13 protein-coding genes are annotated in these 17,452 nt (G+C 70.2%); 4 read left to right on the top strand and 9 right to left on the bottom strand.

Annotated features, from left to right (window positions below; genetic code table 11):
* Window positions 1-234: 234 nt before the first annotated feature.
* Window positions 235-3,555, top strand: coding sequence for a signal peptidase I (locus CLV68_RS17040; protein WP_170224416.1), 3,321 nt, complete (start codon window positions 235-237; stop codon window positions 3,553-3,555).
* A 16-nt stretch (window positions 3,556-3,571) separates the two neighbouring features.
* Here CLV68_RS17040 and CLV68_RS17035 read toward each other — a convergent pair whose 3' ends face one another.
* Complete coding sequence (locus CLV68_RS17035; RefSeq protein WP_121391855.1) at window positions 3,572-4,396, bottom strand: DUF6338 family protein; 825 nt, start codon at window positions 4,394-4,396, stop codon at window positions 3,572-3,574.
* A gap of 6 nt (window positions 4,397-4,402) precedes the next feature.
* Complete coding sequence (locus CLV68_RS33990; protein WP_170224415.1) at window positions 4,403-4,561, bottom strand: hypothetical protein; 159 nt, start codon at window positions 4,559-4,561, stop codon at window positions 4,403-4,405.
* 157 nt (window positions 4,562-4,718) lie between these two features.
* Between CLV68_RS33990 and CLV68_RS17030 the strand changes: the two genes are divergently transcribed.
* Complete coding sequence (locus CLV68_RS17030; protein WP_170224414.1) at window positions 4,719-8,378, top strand: caspase, EACC1-associated type; 3,660 nt, start codon at window positions 4,719-4,721, stop codon at window positions 8,376-8,378.
* Between the two features lie 70 nt (window positions 8,379-8,448).
* Here the strand turns inward: CLV68_RS17030 and CLV68_RS17025 are convergent, their stop codons facing one another.
* Both CLV68_RS17025 and CLV68_RS35680 read right to left on the bottom strand, forming a co-directional pair.
* Window positions 8,449-8,697, bottom strand: coding sequence for a hypothetical protein (locus tag CLV68_RS17025; protein ID WP_147460035.1), 249 nt, complete (start codon window positions 8,695-8,697; stop codon window positions 8,449-8,451).
* Window positions 8,698-9,079: 382 nt separating this feature from the next.
* Window positions 9,080-10,789, bottom strand: coding sequence for a choice-of-anchor P family protein (locus tag CLV68_RS35680; protein WP_147460034.1), 1,710 nt, complete (start codon window positions 10,787-10,789; stop codon window positions 9,080-9,082).
* Between the two features lie 214 nt (window positions 10,790-11,003).
* On the opposite strand from CLV68_RS35680, the gene CLV68_RS17015 reads away from it, so the two are divergent.
* Window positions 11,004-12,557, top strand: coding sequence for a hypothetical protein (locus CLV68_RS17015; RefSeq protein ID WP_121391851.1), 1,554 nt, complete (start codon window positions 11,004-11,006; stop codon window positions 12,555-12,557).
* 153 nt (window positions 12,558-12,710) lie between these two features.
* On the opposite strand, the gene CLV68_RS17010 is transcribed toward CLV68_RS17015, so the two are convergent.
* Window positions 12,711-13,295 (bottom strand): TetR/AcrR family transcriptional regulator, encoded by a 585-nt coding sequence (locus tag CLV68_RS17010; protein ID WP_121391850.1) that lies wholly within the window; start codon window positions 13,293-13,295, stop codon window positions 12,711-12,713.
* 91 nt (window positions 13,296-13,386) lie between these two features.
* Here CLV68_RS17010 and CLV68_RS17005 point away from each other — a divergent pair, with 91 nt between their 5' ends.
* The gene (locus tag CLV68_RS17005; protein ID WP_121391849.1) at window positions 13,387-13,755 is read left to right on the top strand and encodes an ester cyclase; all 369 of its coding nucleotides are present in this window, start codon (window positions 13,387-13,389) and stop codon (window positions 13,753-13,755) included.
* Between the two features lie 69 nt (window positions 13,756-13,824).
* Here the strand turns inward: CLV68_RS17005 and CLV68_RS17000 are convergent, their stop codons facing one another.
* From CLV68_RS17000 to CLV68_RS16985, 4 genes are all read right to left on the bottom strand, one after another.
* Window positions 13,825-15,165, bottom strand: a complete 1,341-nt coding sequence (locus CLV68_RS17000; RefSeq protein WP_121392338.1) for an FAD-dependent oxidoreductase — start codon at window positions 15,163-15,165, stop codon at window positions 13,825-13,827.
* A gap of 116 nt (window positions 15,166-15,281) precedes the next feature.
* Entirely contained in the window at window positions 15,282-15,596 is a 315-nt protein-coding gene (locus CLV68_RS16995; protein WP_246009922.1) for a class I SAM-dependent methyltransferase, read from the bottom strand.
* Window positions 15,597-15,624: 28 nt separating this feature from the next.
* A complete protein-coding gene (locus tag CLV68_RS16990; RefSeq protein ID WP_121391847.1) occupies window positions 15,625-16,446 on the bottom strand; it encodes a YncE family protein in 822 nt (273 codons plus the stop codon).
* Window positions 16,447-16,457: 11 nt separating this feature from the next.
* On the bottom strand, window positions 16,458-17,432 hold the full coding sequence (locus tag CLV68_RS16985) for an ADP-ribosylglycohydrolase family protein (protein ID WP_121391846.1): 975 nt from the start codon (window positions 17,430-17,432) through the stop codon (window positions 16,458-16,460).
* Window positions 17,433-17,452: the final 20 nt, after the last annotated feature.

Genomic DNA, 17,452 nt, shown 5'->3' with positions numbered 1-17,452 from the left:
TGCTCCCGTGTCACACCCGGGTGCTTGCTCCTGTAGTCCCGGTCACGTCCGATTCACCGGGTTATAAGCCGGACCGGATGAGGTGACCTGATGCCTACGACAACTACCCGACGCGCTCGAGTGGGCGTTGGTCGTGGAGCGCTGAGCTCCTGACGGGCGGCTGCCCGTGTGGAGTTGAGTGACGCGGCGGTGGTGACCGTGACGAGGACGCGAAGGACGTGGGGTGGCAGGGCCGTGTCGGTCTTGAGCTACGTCGCGGGTTCCGTGCTGTCCGGGTTGTTCTGGCTGGTCGCGTGGTGCGTTCTCCCCATCGTCCTGTCCTGGCACTCTTACGTCGTCCTGTCCGGCTCCATGAGCCCGGCGATCCGCACCGGTGACGTGGTCGTAGTCGGCGACCTTCTCACCGACCACCCCGCGCCGGGCGCTGTAGTCGCATTCGACGACCCCACGCGCCCTGACCACGTCCTGATGCACCGCGTCCTTAAGGTCAACGACGACGCCACCCTCGTCACGAAAGGTGACGCTAACGCCGACGCCGACAGCACACCGGTAACCGAGCAGATGGTGCACGGCCAGGGCAGGCTCCGTGTGCCGTGGGTAGGGCTACCTGCCTACTGGGTCCGCATTGGCGACTGGATGTCGCTCCTAGCGGCCATCGCCGTGTTGGCAGGCTTGGCCGTGCTCGCGTGGCGACGCCCCGGGAAACCGACACAGCGGCCGCCGGGCATCGGCCCCCCTCGACGCGCCCACAGGCGTCCCACCACTACCACGCGGCGAGTTCTCCTCGTCGCGGTTGTCGGCGTTCTGCTGTTCGCTTCGATGAACGGCGGCTTCGCCGCGTGGACGGCCACCTCGGCCAACGCGGGCAACGCGCTCGGCTCGTCGGCCACCTTCCCCACGTACTCGGCGTCCGTCACCGGCGACAGCCCGCTGTTCTACCACCGCCAGGAAGAGGCGCAGTCCTCCTCGGCGACCAGCACGGCGGCGGACTCCTCGACCAACAACCGGCCGGGGCAGTTCAACATGCCCACGAACGGCCCGTACACGCACTGGCGGTTCGACGAGGGCACCGGCACCAACACCGGCGACAACTCGGGATCGGTGGACACCGGCGTCCTCACCAACGGCCCCACCTGGGGGACCGGCGTGCTGGGCGGCGCCGTGGTGTTCGACGGGGTGAACGACCGGGTGATCGGCGCGACCAACCCGATCGCCACCGACACCAGCTTCAGCGTGTCGATCTGGGTCAAGACCACCTCGGCCAGCGGTACGGCGGTAGCGATAACGCACCAAGGTGCCAACACCGGTGCCTGGTACCTCTACCAGCAGGGCGGTAAGTGGCGCTTCGGCATGCCCCGCACCGATAGCTCCAGCGGCACCGAGGACTACGCGCAGTCCACCACCTCAACCGCCGCCAGCACCTGGGTGCACCTGGTCGGCGTCTACGACGACCCCAACAACGCGATCCGGATCTACGTCAACGGCAGCCTGGAGACCTCCCAGGCCCGCGCGGACGCCTACGAGTGGAAGGCGACCGGCTCCCTGGTCGCGGGCGGCATCCTAAGGGGCGGCAGTTGGCTCTACCCGTGGTCAGGTTCGCTTGACGATGCCCGTGTGTACCAACGGGTTCTTGGCGCGAGTGAGATCAGCGGCATCTATGACGCTGCCACCGCACCGAACGCCCAGTACAACCTGGAGCAGAGCGGCACGTCGGCCACCGACAGCGGCCCTTACGGCTACACCGGCACACTCCAGAACGGCGCCGCGTGGAACACCACTGGTCGTACCGGCCGTTCGGTGACCTTCGACGGCATCGACGACTACATCAGCGCCTCCACGTTCACCGTGCGCACCGACACCAGCTTCACGGCGGCCGCGTGGGTCTACATCAGCAGCGCCGGTGGTGTGGACCGGACATTCCTGGCCAAGGACGGCCTCAACGTCAACTCGTTCGCGCTGTCCTACATCCCCGCCACGACGAAGTACGCGTTCACCATGCCCGCCTCCGACACCACCGGCGCGTCCACGGTGCGCGTCTCGTCCAGTTCGAGCGCCATCGCCAACGCGTGGACGTACGTGGTCGGGGTGTGGGACTCGGTCAACAACCAGATGAAGATCTACCTCAACGGCGTGCTGGAGGGCACGACCAGCCGCAGCGGCGGCTGGAACGCGACCGGGGCGCTGTCCATCGGCCGTGGCTACAACGGCAGCGCGGGCGTGCAGAACTGGCCGGGCCGCATCGACGAGGTGCAGCTCTACAACCGGGTCCTGACCGCGGCCGAGGTCGACGACATCTACACCCGGCCCAGCATGGATTGGCAGTACGACGACAACCTGGCCACGACCGTGTCCGACTCTTCCGGCAACAGCAACTACGGCACGATGAACAACGTGCAGTGGTCGGACACCTCGGTCGCGGGCACCTCTGGCTACTTCGACGGCTCTTCGAGTTGGACCGTGAGCCAGGCCGCGTCACTGCGCACCGACGAGAGTTTTACCGTGTCCGGGTGGGCCTACCTGACGACTCCCAACGGGGACCGCAGCATCGTCGCGCAGCAAGGCAGCGTTGGTAGCGGCTACCTGCTGGGCGCTGACATCGCCTCGACGCGGTGGTGCTTCCGCATCCCGCGCACCGACGCCAACTCTCCTACCTACGACGCGGTCTACAGCTCCGCCATCGCGCAGCAGAACGGCTGGTACCACATCGTCGGCGTGTACCAGTCGGGTACGGAGATCATCCGCCTCTACGTCAACGGCGTCCTCCAGGACACCGCCTCGCGCGGCGGTACGCCGTGGAACGCCACCGGGACCGTCCAGGCGGGCCGAGCCCTGCGCAGCGGCTCCCAGATGGACTACTTCTACGGCTACCTCGACAAGGTCCGCACCATCCAGGCCGCGCTGTCCACGTCCCAGGTCCAGGACCTCTACAACGAGGGTTCCCCCGCGCCGCCTGCGCTACCTGTCGCGGGCGCGCTATCGCCGATGACCGCGGGGCAGGTCGGTGCGCTGCAAGGGGCTCAGCAGGGGCAGACCGCGAGCACCGCCGTGGCGTTCAACGGCACCGCCAACGCGAGCAACCTGACCAGCTTCGCCAACCCGTCGACGTTCACGATCGAGACCTGGTTCAAGACCTCCAGCCCGTGGGGCGGCCTGATCGCGGGCTTCTACAACACGACCAGCGCCAGCAGCACCAGCCGCGACCGGGTGATCTACCTGGACAAGAACGGCAAACTCGTCTTCGCCGTCAACCCGTCCACCATCAAGTCGATCACCTCGGCCACCACCTACACCGACGGCACCTGGCACCACGTCTCCGCCAGCCTCGGCGCCGCGGGCATGAAGCTCTACGTGGACGGCAACCTCGTGGCCCAGGACGCCACCACCACGACCGCCCAGAACTTCACCGGCTACTGGCGCTGGGGCGGCGGCGGCCTCCCCAACTACCCCAACCGCCCCTCCAGCGACTACCTGGTCGGCACCCTCGACGAGTTCGCCGTCTACGGAACACAACTCACCGACGCCCAGGTCCGCCGCCACTACCACGCCAACCACTGACCCGCGCCGCGGAATCTCACCGCACGAACCCGATCACCGCCGGAATCGCGAGTTGCGCGAACAGAAGCAGCCAGAGTCCGCGGCGGTCCGTGGTCAGGAACCTCGCCACCTTGGTCACCCGCGGCGTGCCGCGCACAGTGCCGCCACCGCCCGTGTCGCCGGAACTCGCTGTGGTGGTGAATAGCACGCGTATCGCACTCACCCGAGTGTTGCTGATGATCACGTGCTGCCACTTCGCGTCCAACGGCTGTGCGTCACCCTTGGCGTCGACGCGGAGCAGGGGTCTGGTCAGCACGATCTCGCGGTTGTCCTGCGGCACGTCCGCCGAGTACGACTCCCGCGTGCCGATGTAGGCGGTTCCGTCCTCCAAGTCCACCTGGACCTGCGTGACCAGACGCTTGCCCACGAGCTGATCGGCGTTCGCGACCGCCACCTGGTTGGCCCATCGGGCGAACACGGTGACCCAGGCACTCTCCGGGACGATTCCGGCGTGCAGGCCGGGATAGGCGGTCGAGTAGTGGTACAGCGCTGCGAGGGTGGTCGAGACGGACAGGAACAACTCGGTCGACCCGCCCACCAGCCACAGGTTGTCGACGACATAGGCCGGGCGAAGCACCAGTGCACGCGGATCGACCAGTGGCGCGCCCGCCGCGGTCCGCAGGAGACCCAGCGCGACGAGGCTGACGCCGCTCACCGCGACACCGCCCAGGAGCACTCTGCTCGTCTCGACGAAGACGCTCTCGTGACGACCGGGGCGTGTCCGCTGGCGGAGCAGTTCGAGTACGACCCCGGGGACCGCCACGAGCAGGAAGATCGCCACCGCGATCGGGGTCGCGGGCATCGCGCTCTAGGAGTCCTCGGACGGCGCCTGCGGCTCCTGCGGTGCGGTGGGCACGGGCGGCGGCGAGGCCGTCACCGGCTCTGACAGGCCCATGGGGTGTGACACGTCGAGCACGATCCCCTTCTCCTCGAGCGACCCGCCACCCTCTTGCTGTGGGACTCCCATGACCGGATACCCCTTCCCGTCCTCTTCGGCGCGAGCAACAGTACGTGATCGCTGGTTCGTTCGGGTGATCAGCCGCCGATCCCCGGACATCGGGCGCGCCCTTCGCCAAGATGCTCGACTGGAGCCTTGTGTCACCATTTCCCAGGGGGGACAGCACTTGACGCGGTTGACCAAGCGTGCGTTGTTGATCGGCACCGAGAACTACGCCGAGCAGCGATTCGGTTCGCTACCCTGCACGCGCGCCGACACGGAGTTGTTCGCCCAGGTGCTGCGCCACCCGTCGATCGGCGCGTTCGACCTCGTCGAGGTCCTGCAGGACGCCGACGCGAACACCGTGCGCGGGACCATCGCCGACTTCCTCGCGGCCTCGCTGCACGACGAGCAGGTGGTGCTGTACCTGAGCGGGCACGGGACCTCATCGGCCGCCGCCGACGGCAGGTTCTTCTTCCTCGCGGCCGACACCACCGCCGAGCGGTTCGAGGACACCGCCGTCAGCGCGGACTTCGTGAACGAGAGGCTCGAGCAGTGCGCGGCCGCGCAGAAGATCGCCGTGCTCGACTGCTGCCAGAGCGGCGGGTTCACCCGGGGTTTCGCCACCAGCAAGAAGCCGCGCAAGGAGGTCGTGGACGCGGGGCCCCTGCTGCGCAGCCGCGGGGTGTACGTGCTGTCCTCTTCCAGCGCCGACGAGGCGTCCTTCGGTGGCGGCGTGGACCAGGACGGGAGTCCGGCACCGTCGCTGTTCACCGGTGAGATCGTGCGGGCGCTGCTGACCGGTGTGGCGGACCGCGACGGGGATGGCCGCATCGGTGTGGACGAGCTGTTCCAGCACGTGTCGGAGCAGGTTCGCAGGCAACAAGCGGGCCAGACGCCGGAGAAGTCGTCGTTGGGCGTGAACGACGAGATCATCGTGGCGAATGCCTGGCGCGGCTCCGCGCTGCGGCTCGACCCGGTGACTCCCGCGTCCAGGCAACCTCCCGCGCTGCCCACCGAGGTTGCCCAGGGCGCGGTGCCCGGCGGGGATCCTTGGCAGGACCTCCTTGAGTACTACCACGGCTGCCTGCGTTCCGACGAGGCCCGGCCCGAGCTCATGTTCGCGGGCCAGGCAGGAGACGCGTTCGTCTGCGTCGGCGGGCACGAACGGATCCTGTCCGGCGACCTCGGGCCGAGCGGGCAGTGTGAGGTTCCGCCCGGAGCCGAGCACCTGGTCGACCTGGTTCTCGAGGAGGACGCCGAACTCTGGTACGGCTACCCGGCGGTCGCGTTCCTCAGTGACGTGAACCGGAAAGCGAACCGGAACACCAGGATCGCGCCGATGTTCGTCCGCCGTGTGGCCGTCGTGCGGACGCCGGGAGGAGTTGTGCTCGAACCCTTCGGGCCGGTCGAACCGCACCGCGCGTTCGCGAGCACCTTCCTCAGCGAGGAGGAGGCAGCGGAGTTCATGGACACCTACACGCCGTCGTGGCACACGGGATCGCACAGCCAGCTCGTCAAGGACGTCAACCACCACTTGCGTGAGTTGTTCGGGATGCGTGACGTGCAGAGGTTGGACCCCTCGGCGATGGCAGCGGACCTCGACCTCAGCACACCCGTCAGCGGTGCCCGGAACACGGCCCTGCTCTTCACCACCACGCGCGAGGTCAGGGCAACCGACGGCCTGCTGAAGGACTTGGCCTACATCGACGGCAAACGTGGCACCATCGCCGAGACCGCACTCGGTGCCCTGCTCCCGCACACGCGCAGGGACGCGCGTGCGCGGGAGTGGCAACCGGTCACCCCTCTGCAGGCCAATGAGGCACAACACCGGGTGATCGCGGCCGCGATGACGAATGTGCTCACCGTGGCCACCGGCCCGCCGGGCACCGGGAAGAGCCAGCTCGTCGGCAACCTGGTCGCCACCGCGGTTGCCAACGGCCAGACCGTGCTCGTCGCCTCGACCAACAACCAGGCCGTCGACGAGGTCGCTGACCGCTGCAACCGGATCGTGCCGGGCTCTGTCGTCCGCACCGGTAGCAAGGACAAGCGGCAGGTGGAGGCCGACACCCTGGCAGTTCTGATGGGGTCACCGCCGCCCGCGGTCAACTCCACGACCGCGCAGGTGCGCGCGCGGCTCGCGATCGAGCACCAGGCAGCCGTCACCGCGGAGTTCGAGGCCAAGGCGAGGGCTGAGGCGGAGCTGCTGGAGTCCAGCGGCACGAGGAGCCGCGCGAGGTCGCGGTGGAAGCAGGCAGGCGGTCCCGATCAGCTGCCTGACGAGCGGGAGTGGGCCGCTTGGGAGGCCCGTTCGCGGAAGGTGGTCACCGCTTGGTTCTTCGGCAGGCGCCGCCGCCGGGCGCTGCTGCGCGGGCTCGGCTGGCTGGAGGGCGACGCGCCGCAGACGTGCGCGCTGGTCGCCGACCGCTTCGCGGCCGAGCGCGCGTGGCGCACGCTGCACCGCCGCGCCGAGTCGCTGCCGACCGACGCCGAACTCGACACCCGGGCCGCGGACGCCGACCGGCAGGTGCGCGACGCGGCAGCGGAGCGCTTGCGGGTCGCGGTCGCAGAGGGAGGGCGCTCGGGCATCCGCTCGGTGAACGAACTGCTCCAGGCGGATGGTCGTGACTGGAACGAGGTCCGCCGCGTGCTGCCGCACGTGCGCGGGTGGGCGGTCACGAGTCTCAGTGCTCGACGCTTCCCCACCGCTGCCGCGCTGTTCGACCTGGTGATCATCGACGAGGCCAGCCAATGCCTGGTGCCGCACAGCCTGCCGCTGCTGTTCCGGGCGAGGCGGGCGTTGATCATCGGTGATCCCATGCAGCTGCCGCCGGTGCGCAAGCTCGGCCACGAGGACGAACGGCGGATCAGGTCTCGCATCGGGGTGAGTGCTGCCTGGCTGGAGGGCTTGCGCGCCACCTACCACCGGCATTCCACCTTCCACGCCTTCGAAGCCGCGGCAGGTCGCAGTTTCCTGCTGGACGAACACTTCCGCTGCCATCCCGAGATCATCGCGCTGCCGAACCAGCGGTTCTACGGTGGCGAGTTGACCGTGCTCACCGACGTGCACGCGCAGCGCGGGGCCGCACTCCCCGCCGTCTCGTGGGTCGACGTCCCAGGTGCGGCCGTTCGACCACCCGGCGGGTCGTGGCGCAACGACGCCGAGGTCGACGAGGTGGCCCAGCGGGTGGACCAGCTGATCGGCCTGCTCCCCACCGACGCGACGATCGGTGTTGTCACCCCGTTCGCCGGGCAGAAGGACCTGCTGGCGCGCAAGTTCGCAGGCGTCGAGCGGGTCAGGGTCGGTACGGTGCACACCTTCCAAGGCGGGGAGTGCGACGCGATCGTGTTCTCCCTCGTCGTGTCCGCGACCATGCCGGGTTCGACCATCGGGTGGGTGCAGCGTCAGACCTACCTGTGGAACGTGGCCATCACGAGGGCGAGGGCGCACCTCGTCGTCGTGGGCGACAGGGACCTGTGGGCATCACTCGGGGGCGTCGGCGCCGCGCTGGTCGCCGCCGCCGGGGCGCCACCAGAACCGACACCGGACGGCTCCGCTGACGACCTCTTGCCGCGTCTGTACGAAGCACTGTCCGCACTGGGCACCGGTAGTGTCTCGTTGAACACCCACTTGGACGGCTACGTCGCCGACGGTGTGCTGGACACGGGCACCCGAAAGCTCGCCGTCCGCCTCGACCTCGCGGCGGACGACGAGCAGGCACGCCACCTCCGCCTCGCGCTCGCGAAGACCAAGCTCCTCGCCAGCCCTGCCGAGAACCGTTCCGCGACAAGGGTTCCCGCGTGGCGCTTGTACGACGATGCCCCGGTGAACACCTGGCTGCGCTGATCGGAGGCATCTAGGGGCCCGCGGCGCGAATGACGGTGGGCCCCGCTCGACACGTGCGCGAGCTTGCCACTCACCGCGGGATGACTTGTGCGCGCCGCTCAAGCCGGATCGCGGCCGCGGTGCAGATTGCGGCGATGGCCGCGCAGGCGAATACGGTGGGGTTGAGCCAAGCCGGGATTTCGGCGTAGGTGGTGCCGTTGGCGAAGACGCAGGTGTTTTCCAGGGGTAGCAGGCTGGTTCGCATGTCCTGGAGGTGGGAGTCGGAGGCCAAGCCTTTGGCGCACCATTCCTCGGTCTCACCGATCAACAGCACGAACACCCCCGCCCCGTAGGCGAAGAGCCCTAGGACGAAGGCCAGAACAGCCCCCACCCAGAGCCTCGTACGCCCCGCACTCGTCGACACCATGCCCCGTCGTGCCCCTCTTACGGCCCCTCGCACCCGGCTTCGCGCGCGCACGCCAGTCCTGCCCCAGCCCCCACCCTCTCCGGGGGGCGTCCCAGTGCCAGTCTATCGGTACCCCCCGACAGGCGATCTTGGAACAGGGGTCCGCAAGATCCAGATGTGGATAACTTCTGTCGCTGAACCGGGTGAAAGGCGATGCGGCGGAATGGGCGGTAGGCGGGTGGTGTCGATTTCGTGCAATGGGTTTGGGGCAGGGGGGAGGCGGCGCGCGTCGGGGAAGGGCGCGCGCCGCCTCGGGTCAGGGGGTGCAGGGGGATGTGGGGGTGGAGAGGGAGGCTCGGGTGTGGCCGATCACGATGTCGGTGCCGAGGAGGAGTTTGACGTGGATGGCGTTGACGGTGATCCCGTTGGGGCGGGGGAGTTGTTCGTCGGTGGTGATGGTGCCGACCAGGGGGATGGTGATGCGCAGGTTGGGGGTGGGCAGGATTCGCCTGCCCGCGACGCGGAGGTTGGACAGGGTGCTGGTGCCCGAGGTGGTGATGGCGCCGGTGGGGGTGCTGGACACGACGGATTCGGCGCGGAGTTCGTCGGCGGTGATGAGGCCGTTGAGGAGGTTGAGGGCCGAGGTGTGCGCGGTGGCGCGGGCGGTGCGCAGGCCGTTGGCGTCGACGGTGCCCGTGGCCTCGTCCGCGATGACGGCCGCGGTGCCGACGAGGGGGATCGGGGTGTCGGCGAGGGTCGATCCGACGGTCCCGGGGGCGGTGGTGCAGGTCAGGTCGGCGGGTGCCAGCGGCGGGAGCAGGGCGAGCGGGGTGGACAGCAGGGCGCCGTGGGCGTGGGCGTCGAAGGCGAGGGTCGGGCCGACGACGGCGAGGGTGGTGCAGCCCGGCGGGTCGAGGCCGACCAGCGGTGTGACGTCGTCCGCGCAGGTGCGGTGGGTGCCGACGAGCGAGGCGCGGACCGGGACGGTGATGGTGCACGACGCCGCGCCAGCGGGCAGGGTGCCGGTGGCGGCGAAGTCGGCGGCGCCGGTCGTCGAGAAGACCATGTCCGCGCAGGTCGTCGCGCTCGGCGGGTTGACGGCGGTCAGACCGGGCGGCACGGCGAACCGGAACGACCACCCCGACTTGGCGCTGAGCTCGCTGGTGTTGGTCACCGTGAAGGTCAGCTCTGAGGTCTGGCCGACCTCGATCGTGCCCGGCGCGTAGCCGATGTCCAGCCGCGGCGTCACGTCCAGCAGCCGGATGTTGTCGAACGCGCTGTCGTTGCCGTTGCCGCTGGCCTGCTGGTTCACCAGTCGCAGGCCGACCGACGTCCCGGTGAACAGCGCGGGCGCGTCGCTGTGGAACGTGCCGACCGAGGTCCCGTTGACGACGGTCGTCGCGTCCTCGCACGGGGTGATCGGCCGCTGGAACGTCGGGACCGCGGTCGCACCGTCGAGCAGGTAGAAGGCGTAGCGGGCGTGCTGGGCGTAGCAGTTCTGCTCGGCGATGTCGACGGAGAACGACACGAAGCGGTTGACCGCGGCCAGCGGGATCGGGGTGACGCTCTGCAGCTGCGTCCGGCCCGCCCCGGGATCCGCGTGCGTGTAGGCGGTGACGGCGTGGTTGGTCGGGCCGGTGCCGTTCGACCAGTCGCCGAGCACCCTGGCCAGGTCCTTCACCCGCGGCCACCACCCGCCGCAGCCCGCGCCGGGCGGGTCGGCCGCCTGGTTGAGCGCGGAGGCGACGATGCCGTTGCACGACCTCAGCCAGACCGGGTCCGCGGTGTAGGTCTGACCGAGCGGTCCCGGCCCCGCGTAGTCGTCGACCCAGGTCACCGCGGCGCCCTGGCCCTGTTCGAAGTCCTCGGTGAAGATCACGACCGGCGCCCCGGGTTCACCCGGCGCGGCTGCCCGCGCGGCACTGGCGGGCGCGGAGACGCCCACCACGGCGGGTACCGCCATCAGGACCGCGGCCACCAGGGCGCCCCATCGGGGACGGCGGCGCGGTGCGGGGAAGACGTCCACGGCGGAACCTCCACTGGCATCAGGGTCGGCACGATCCACCTCGCTTCATCGCGCCGCGCCCGTCGCCGGTTGCGGTCGCCGGGGACGCTCACCCCACAGTGGCGGACGTTCACCCGAGCCCGATTCACGTGCGCACCGCGCGCGATCCGGGTTGCGCTGTTCGAGGGCGCCGTCACCCGATGACGTGACTGGTCCGGCCGTGGGACAGTGCGGTGTGCCAGCCGAACTCCCCGCCGTGGCAGCAGGTCCGACGATCCACGACCACCTCCGACGCAACCTGGACGAGTCGGGCAGGCTCACCGATCCCAGCCTGCCCGATGACGCCGCGGTGCAAGCCCGATCCCGACTGCCGTGGGCACCGGGCGCGCAGGACGGCGTGTTCGTCCACCACGCCAGTGGCTCCGGCGGGGAGGACCACGCGGCAGACCTCACCGCGCTCTTGGTCGCCGCCGCTGTCGAGCCGTCTCCGCAGCGGTTGCGCGACCTGTACGAGCACGCCGTGCGGGTCGAGGTGCTCCACGCCATCGACGACGTGATCGATCGGCTGAAGGACGCCGGTGCGAACCCGGGAGCCATCCACGCGCTGGCGCGCTGGCTGGTCACCACGGCCGCTGACCGTGGCCCGGTCAAGGTCGGCATCGCCCTGCTCGGCGCCACCGGGCTGGGCGATCTCCTGGACGTGGTGCGCACGCTCGGTGCCCACGACGAGTTCACGCTGTACGCCGCGGTGGCCGTGTCGAACGCCCTGCCCGATCCGGAGCGCGAGCTCTGGGCGCTGGCCAAGGCGGTCGACGGCTGGGGACGCGTCCACTGCGTGGAGCGGCTGCGGGACACGACCGATCCGGCCATCCGCGGCTGGATCCTGCGGGAAGGCTTCCGCACCAGCGTGATGGACCAGTACCTGGCGCACATCGCCGCCACGACCGGCGGGTTGCTGGAAGCACTGCGCTCCCCTCAGGTCTACCGCGAGGTGTTGACCGCGGCGGGCGCGATCTTCCAGGCCCTGTTCGACATCGGTGGACCGGCTCAGGACATCAGCCACTACACCGACGCCGCCGCGGCGATCGAGGCGTACCTGACCCACATGGCGCTCCAGGCGACATCACTCACCGACCTCGTCGCCCTCGCCGACATCCACTCCTTCCTGACCGACGACTACTGGTGGGACGACCCCCACGCCAACGGCTGGACCCCGCGGCGCCGCCAGGCATGCCTGGACAGGGCCACCGAGCTCATCGCCGATCCCCGCTGGACCCGCCCCGTCGAGGACGGCCTCGACTCCCTCGACCCGGACGAGTTCTCCCTGGCCGACAAAGCCGCCCGCGCCAGGGAGATCGACACCTTCACCCAGCACCTGCGCTGGATCGAGCGCGACCCCTTCGGCGCCTGGTGGTACACCGCCTGGCTCCAGGCAGACCCCACCCGCGCCGAGCAGCTCATCACCCTCGCCGGAAACCTCCTCCCACTAGACGACATCGGAACCGGCCCGGCCGACGAACTGGGCCTGGGACAACAGTGGCGTGCGCACAACGCTCTACAGTGGACGATTCAGGCCCTTCAAGGCCACCCCGGCCACGGCGCGGACCTGCTCATCACCGCCCTGCGCGGCCCGGTCGTCGGCAACCGCACCAGCGCACTGTCCACAGTGGCCACCTGGCCGCCCGACACCTGGTCGGACGACCTCCGCGCCGAACTCGCCACCGTGGCCGCCACCGACCCCAGCGACACCCTCCGCGAGAAAGCAACCACCCTGCTCGCCACCACCTGAACCACCCCAATCACTCCGGGTCCGGACCCCGGAGTGAGGTCCCATCGACGAATCTATCGAGGCTGGCGGCCTGCCCAGAGGGGCAACCGAAATCTGTGGACAACTCAGGGCCATGTGGACAACAGGCCATGTGGACAACGGGGAGCGTGGAGCTCAGCGGCGGCGCAACCCGTCGAAGATGATCTGCGCGAGGTGCGCGGAGCGTTCCTGATCCGCCTCCGCGTGCCGTATGGCGGCGAATGCTCCCGCGACCAGCGCCATGACCTCGTCGACGGTGACATCGGGCCGCACGACACCGGCCGCGTGCGCGCGGTCGAGCAAGGACGCGACCTCGCGGGTGATGTCCGCCGCGACCTCCGGCGCCGCCGTGCGCACGTCGAACTCGGCCGCCACCAGCGCGCTCTTCACGGCCACGTTCTCCGCCCCCATGGCCACCATCCGGGACAGCTGGGTGAACAGGGCGGCGGGATCGTCGCCCGCCGCGAGCGCCCTCGCCTCCGCCGCCAGCCGTTCGAGCTCGTCGATGGCCACGGCCAGGTACAGGGCTTCCTTGGTCGGGAAGTGCCGGTGGACGGTGCCGGGCCCGACGCCGGCGCGCCGGGCGATCTCGTCGAGCGGGACCCCGAGGCCGTCCCGGGCGAACAGGCGTTGCGCGGTGCGCAGGACCTGCTGGCGGTTGCGGCGCGCGTCGGCCCGCGGTTCCCCGTCGCGGGCGCGCTTGGGCGGTGTGCTCGTCATGGCGACCCCAGGGTAACCGGGGCGGCGCACCGTATAGTCCGGAACCACAAACGGGGCGACGACCCGTTTAGGCCACGAGGAGCGCACGCCGATGACCACACCCGACGCCGGTGCCCTGGTTCGACGGATGCAGGAGTGCTTCAACACCCGCAAGTTCGACCAGGCCGACGACCTGCACACCCCCGACTTCTTCAGCCACCCGCTCGGCGCCGGGTTCGAGGCGGGCAAGGCGGCCTGGCGGCGCCTCGTCGCCCACTTCCCCGACTACCGCGTCGTGGCGCAGGACGTCCTGGTCGACCGCGACCGGGTCGCCGTCCGCTCCTCCATCGAGGGGATCCCGACCCCGGCCGACGGCACGCCACCGATGCTGATCGAGATCTTCCGCGTCGAGGACGGCCGCTTCGCCGAGGCGTGGGGAGTCGGCCAGGGGCTGCCGCTGGAGGTCATCCTCGCGGGCTGACGCGACGAAAAGGGACAGGCGGCGCGGGTCCTCCCGGCCCGCGCCGCCTGCCGGGTGTGGGCCAGATCCCTACGCGAACCGGTCCACAGGCATGCGCGCGGACGCTCTGATCATCTCGGTGCGGTCGACGACCTTGATCCGCTCACGGCCGTGCGGGGCGCCCAGGGCTCGTTCGTACGCGTCGAGGTTCTTCCAGCCCTGCCAGGTGGTGAACTCGATGCCGCGGTCGTTGAGGAAGCGGACGACGGCGTTGGGCTCGGGGTGGACGGCGGGACGCAGGGTGGGGGCGTCGGCGAGCAGCGAGGCGACCGTCTCCGACGAGCAGCCCTTGGTGTGCCCGATCAGGCCGATCGGACCGCGCTTGATCCAGCCCGACACGTACGCGCCGGGGACCAGGGCGTCGTCCATGTCGAGGACGCGGCCCTGGGCGTGCGGGACGGTGCCGGAGACGTGGTCGAACGGCAGGTCCGCCAGGTGCGACGACAGGTACCCGACCGCGCGGTACACCGCCTGGACGTCCCAGTCGTGGAAGGCGCCGGTGCCGCGGACGGTGCCGTCGCCGGTCAGCTCCGTGCGTTCGGTGCGCAGGCCGGTGACGTGGCCGTCGGCGCCGAGGACCGCCGTGGGGGAGTGGAAGAAGTGCAGGTGCAGCCTGCGCGGCCGGGTGCCGACATCGCGGATCGCCCACTCCTGCAGGGTCTTGACCACCATGTCGACCTGCTTCGACGCCCGGATCGCGGCGATCGAGCCCTCGTCGAACTCGATGTCCTCGGGGTCGACGATCACCTCGACGGTCGGCGAGTGGTCCAACTCCCGCAGCTCCAGTGGGGTGAACTTGGCCTGCGCGGGCCCACGCCTGCCGAACACGTGCACATCGGTGACGGCGCTCGCGGCCAGCCCCGCGTGCACGGTGTCCGGGATCTCGGTGACCAGCAGCTCCTCGGCCGACTTCGCCAGCACCCTGGCCACGTCGAGCGCCACGTTCCCCGCGCCGAGCACCGCCACCGACCGCGCGGTCAACGGCCAGGAGCGCGCCACGTCCGGGTGCCCGTCGTACCAGGACACGAAGTCCGCCGCGCCGTGGTTGCCGACCAGGTCGACACCGGGGATGTCGAGCGGGCGGTCGGCGACGGCGCCGGTGGCGAACACGACCGCGTCGTAGAACTGGCGCAGCTCGTCGAGCTTCACGTCGCTGCCGTAGTCGATGTTGCCGAACAGCCGCACCCCCGGCTTGTCCAGCACCCGGTGCAGCGCGTCCACGATGCCCTTGATCCGCGGGTGGTCCGGCGCGACCCCGTACCGGATGAGCCCGAACGGCGCGGGCATCCGCTCGAAGAGGTCCACGCTGACCTCGGCGCCGGACTTGATGAGCGCGTCCACGGTGTAGATCCCGGCCGGACCGGCACCCACCACGGCGACTCGCAACGGACGGCCCACCACACGCTCCTGACTTCCCGGCAACGGCATACCCACCAAGACTAAGGTAAGCCTTACCTAAGAGGGGTCGGGGTTGCCGGTGGCGTCCGTCACGCGTCGCTGACCAGCACGTACCGCTCGTCCTCGATCGGGTGACCCCAGAGCGCGGGGTCGTCGAGCCCGCGCACGGTGGCCTCTTGGCGCCGACCCAGCACGTGCCGCGCCAGGACCACGTCACACGACGCCGGGTCGAACGGCGGGTCGGCGGCGTCCCCGCGGGTGAACTCCACGCGCCCGGGCGCCTTGGCCTCCACGACGGCGAGCATCCCCGGCGACAGGTCCAGCCCACACACGTGGTGCCCGGCGTCCGCGAGCAGCACCGAGAGGGTCGCCGCTTGCCGGTCCCAGAACTCCTGTTCTGTCACGGCCGCGACTCTCCTGCCGCGCGGTTGGTCAGGGCAGCCAAGTGTGGAGGTCGCGGTCCGCGAGGGCACCGGTGGTCGGGTTCTGGGCTATGGGGCGGAATCCGTCGACCAGGCCGAGGCGTTCGGTGGGGGACCAGATTTCCAGTCCGTGTTGTGCGGCGATGAACAAGCGGCCGTTGTGGGACCACAGCCTGCCTGGCGGTGCCGCGATGGTTCCCCTGGTCTCGCCGCTGGGGATGGCGACCAGCGTGACGCCGTCCTGGCCCTGGACGGCGATCGTCTCGTCGTCGAGCCAGGCCGTGGGCCGGTTCCAGTCGTCGGGGTACGGGCCGACCTCGGTGGCGTCGTGGTCGCCCGCCCGCCACGCGTCGAGGTCGACCAGCAGCTGCGCGCCCACCGGCTGCCAGATCCAGCCGTCGATGATCAGCCACTTCCCGGACGGGCACACGGTCAGGCCGCCGTGGAAGAAGTCGATGTCGTCGCCGTGGGTGGCCTTCCGCGTCCCGGTTGCCGCGTCGAACAGGCCGAGCTGGTTCCAGTCGGTCGCCGCGACGAACTCCCCGGTGCCGAGGAACGCCACCGGGAAGTCGGTCAACGTCGAGCCGTAGTCGCCCCGGTCGAGTTCCGCGGTGACGGTCCCACTTGCCAGATCCACGACCACGCCGCGCGATCCCCGATCGACCACCACGGCCGCGTACCGCCCGTCGACCGAGGTGTGCAGCCTGTTCCCGCCTGTGGTCCCAACCTCCCAGCGCGGGCCGCCTGTGCTGACCAACTCCCCGTCGACCAGCGCGATCCACCCCGACGGCAACGCGGCCAGACACCCGTCCGCGATGGGACCACTGTCCACTAGCGACATGATCAGGCCAGCGCCCCGATCTGGTCGGTGTACTCGATCCGGTCGACCCACTCACTCGGCCACCCCGCGAGACCGTGCACGGCACCGACGAAGGCCCCGGTCAACGCCGCGATCGAATCCGAGTCGCCACTGGTGCGGGCCGCCCGGGTGAGCGCGCGAACCGGGTCGTCGGCGTGCCGGACAGCGCAGTAGAGCCCCGTACCCAATGCCTCCTCGGCGATCCAGCCCGCGCCGGTGGCAAGGCAGGCGTCCTCGCCGTCGTCCGGGCGCCCGAGTGCGCTGATCACGAGATCCACGGCGGCGGCGCACTCGTCCCAACCGCGGGCGATGAACGCCTCGGGCGTGGTCGCGCCCGGACCCTCCCACAGCGTTCCCAACCAGTCGGCCCGGTACACGGTTCGCTGCTCCGCGCACCTGTCCCGCAACGCTCCGGCGACCTCGGCGAGCGGCAGTCCGTCCACCAGCAGTCGGGTGGCGTGGGCGGTGAGTTCGGAGGCGGCCAGCGCGGTCGGGTGCCCGTGCGTCATCGCCGCCTGGAGTTGGGAGATGCCCGCGAGGAGGTCCAGGTCGAGCCCGGGCAGCAACCCGACCGGGGTGACGCGCATGTTCGCCCCGCACCCCTTGGACCCCGTGACGGTCGCCTCGACCCACGGCGTGCCCGCTTCCAGCGCCTCGCACGCCCGCAGGCAGGTCATCCCGGGCGCGCGGTTGTTGTCGGGGCTGTTCAGCCAGGTCACGAACCGCTCCCGCAACCTCGGTTCCAGTGCCTCCGCGCTGTACCGGTCGGCATCCCGCAACGCCCACGCCACCGCGAGCGCCATCTGCGTGTCATCGGTCACCAGCGCGGGATCGCCGACCAACTCGTCCGGTCCGTCCCCGAACCGCCGGTCGATCTCGGCGACGTCGAGGAACTCGGTGGGACGCGCCAGCGCGTCACCGAAGGCCAACCCGTAGAACGATCCACCGACACGGTCCATGCGCGACACTCTACTGCGGC

Origin of the sequence: Actinokineospora cianjurensis, assembly GCF_003663795.1 — a bacterium.
GTDB lineage: Bacteria > Actinomycetota > Actinomycetes > Mycobacteriales > Pseudonocardiaceae > Actinokineospora > Actinokineospora terrae.
This window is presented reverse-complemented; position numbering and strand designations above follow the sequence as displayed.